The organism is Aeromicrobium sp., assembly GCF_025965075.1.
Classification (GTDB): domain Bacteria; phylum Actinomycetota; class Actinomycetes; order Propionibacteriales; family Nocardioidaceae; genus Aeromicrobium.
The window spans coordinates 1-2,576 of sequence record NZ_JAOPXQ010000206.1; the positions used below are offsets into that span (position 1 = coordinate 1).

Sequence of the window (2,576 nt, forward strand, 5' to 3'; positions counted from 1 at the left end):
CTCAGTAGTACCAGGGGAACGAGGAGAAGTCGGGGTCCCGCTTCTCCAGGAAGGCGTCCCGGCCCTCCGCCGCCTCGTCGGTCATGTACGCGAGTCGGGTCGTCTCGCCGAGGAGAACCTGCTGGCCGACCAGACCGTCGTCGATCATGTTGAAGGAGTACTTCAGCATGCGCTGCGCGGTCGGCGACTTGGCGTTGATCTTGCGGCCCCACTCGAGCGCCTCGGCCTCGAGCTCGGCGTGCGGGACGACCTTGTTGACCATGCCCATGCGGTGGGCGTCGGCGGCGGAGTACTCGTCGCCCAGCAGGAAGATCTCACGCGCGAACTTCTGGCCGACCTGCCGCGCGAGGTACGCCGAGCCGTACCCGCCGTCGAACGAGCCGACATCGGCGTCGGTCTGCTTGAACTTGGCGTGCTCGGCCGAGGCCAGGGTCAGGTCGGCGACGACGTGCAGGCTGTGGCCACCGCCGGCGGCCCAGCCGGGCACGACCGCGATGACGATCTTGGGCATGAACCGGATCAGGCGCTGGCACTCCAGGATGTGCAGCCGGCCGAGCTTGCCGGGATCGACCGAGGCGGCGGTGTCGCCCTCGGCGTACTGGTAGCCGACCTTGCCGCGGATCCGCTGGTCGCCGCCGGAGCAGAACGCCCAGCCGCCGTCCTTGGGCGACGGGCCGTTGCCGGTCAGCAGGACGCAGCCGACGTCGGACGATGTGCGCGCGTGCTCCAGGACGGCCAGCAGCTCGTCGACGGTGTGCGGGCGGAACGCGTTGCGGACCTCGGGGCGGTCGAACGCGATCCGCACGGTCCCGTGCTCGACGGCCCGGTGGTAGGTCAGGTCGGTCAGGCCCTCGAAACCGGGGACCTCCTGCCAGGCGGACGGGTCGAAGGTCTCGGAGACGGTCATGGCGCGAGGCTACCGCGACGGCCGCCTCGCAGGCGCCCGGGCGGTCCCGGCCATGTGACATCGGCCATGGCGCATTCCAGATACCGGCGGTATGTTGATCCGCATGGCTCACTCATTCGCAGGCAAGGTCGCGCTCATCACAGGAGCAGCACGAGGGATCGGGGCCGGGGTCGCCCGCGGCTTCGTCGCGCAGGGCGGACGCGTCGCGCTGGTCGGGCTCGAGCCGGACCTGCTCGCGGAGCTCGCCGACGAGCTCGGCGCCGACGCCGCGTGGTGGGAGGCCGACGTCCGCGACTCGGCCGCCGTGAAGGCGGCGATCGACGCCGCGGCGACGCATTTCGGTCGGATCGACTTCGTGCTGGCCAACGCGGGCATCGCGTCGTACGGCACGGTCCGCCAGATCGACGACAGCGCCTTCGAGCGGGTCGTGGACATCAACGTCAACGGCGTCTTCCGGACCCTCAAGCACGGGACGCCACACCTGGCGAAGACCAAGGGCTACGCCCTGGTCGTCGCGTCGCAGGCCTCGTTCGCGGCGCTGGCGGGCCTGGCGTCGTACAACGCCAGCAAGGCCGGCGCCGAGTCGCTGGCGCTGGCCTACAAGCAGGAGGTCGCCCACCTGGGCGTCTCGGTCGGTGTCTGCCACCCGTCGTGGATCGACACCGACATCGTCCGCAACGCCGAGCACGACCTGCCGTCGTTCCGCGCGACCCGGGAGAAGCTGCCGTGGCCCGCCAACGGCACGACCAGCGTCGAGGAGTGCGTCGCGCTGATCCTGGCCGGCTTCGCCAAGCGCAAGAGCCGGGTCTACGTCCCCGGCAAGGTCGGCGTCTCCAACTGGACCAAGGCGCTGATGAACTCCCCCGCCGTCTGGCCCGTCCTGCGCCGGATCGCGGCCAGGACCGTGCCGCAGATGGAGTCCGAGGTCGACGCCCTCGGCCGGTTCCACCACAGCCACGTCCCGGAGACCAAGCCCCACGACTGACTGCGCGGGGACGCGGCGGGATCAGACCGTCTGGACGCTCGCGGCCAGGGACACCATGTGGCCCAGCCGGGCCAGCTCGGAGGCCAGGAACTCCGGGCCGCCGTGGCGCCCGACCACGACGACGAAGCCGTTGCCCTTGCGGTCCCGGGCCGGCGTGGCCGCCACGACCACGGAGTCCCACTCCGGCACGTCCCGCAGCACCTTGGAGTGCCGGATCCCGAGCCAGTCCGTGGCCTCGCCGACGAGCTTGGGCGCAGTGGACGACTTCGCCATGACCGCGGCCCCGCCGTCGACCCGCTGCAGCGCCATCGCCCAGTCGGTGCGGAACGTCGACGGGATCACGTCGACGAGCCGGTCGATCGCCTGGGTCGGGTCCTCGGTGAACCGCTCGACCGCCTCGAGGTCCATGCTCAGGTTGGCACCGGCGTTGTAGCGGGAGATCCACTGCACCGTGACGCCCTCGAGCCGGTGGCACGCCGTGATCAGCGCGTCGGGCATGACCCGCGCGGGCAGCTCCAGCAGCACGTCGTCGACGACCCGGCCGTCGGAGCGCCGCTCGACGATCTCGATCGCCTCGATGTCGGCACCCGCACCACCGAGCGCCGTCGCCAGGGTGCCCAGTGAACCGGGCACGTCAGGGAGCTCGACGCGCAGCAGGAAGGCCATATGACCATTGTCACCGCC

The 2,576-nt window shown here is 71.0% G+C and carries 3 protein-coding genes; 1 reads left to right on the top strand and 2 read right to left on the bottom strand.

Going from position 1 to position 2,576, the window contains the following annotated elements:
- Position 1: 1 nt before the first annotated feature.
- The gene (locus JWQ91_RS12455) at positions 2 to 907 is read right to left on the bottom strand and encodes a 1,4-dihydroxy-2-naphthoyl-CoA synthase (protein WP_297784493.1); all 906 of its coding nucleotides are present in this window, start codon (positions 905 to 907) and stop codon (positions 2 to 4) included.
- Between the two features lie 103 nt (positions 908 to 1,010).
- Between JWQ91_RS12455 and JWQ91_RS12460 the strand changes: the two genes are divergently transcribed.
- Entirely contained in the window at positions 1,011 to 1,892 is an 882-nt protein-coding gene (locus tag JWQ91_RS12460) for an SDR family oxidoreductase (RefSeq protein WP_297784495.1), read from the top strand.
- A gap of 21 nt (positions 1,893 to 1,913) precedes the next feature.
- Here JWQ91_RS12460 and JWQ91_RS12465 read toward each other — a convergent pair.
- The coding region (locus tag JWQ91_RS12465; protein WP_297784498.1) for a hypothetical protein at positions 1,914 to 2,576 on the bottom strand (663 nt) is incomplete at its 5' end.

Coding starts and splice junctions, on each gene's coding strand:
- JWQ91_RS12455 (WP_297784493.1), bottom strand. CDS start 907: ATGACCGTCTCCGAGACCTTCGACCCGTCCGCCTGGCAGGAGGTCCCC.
- JWQ91_RS12460 (WP_297784495.1), top strand. CDS start 1,011: ATGGCTCACTCATTCGCAGGCAAGGTCGCGCTCATCACAGGAGCAGCA.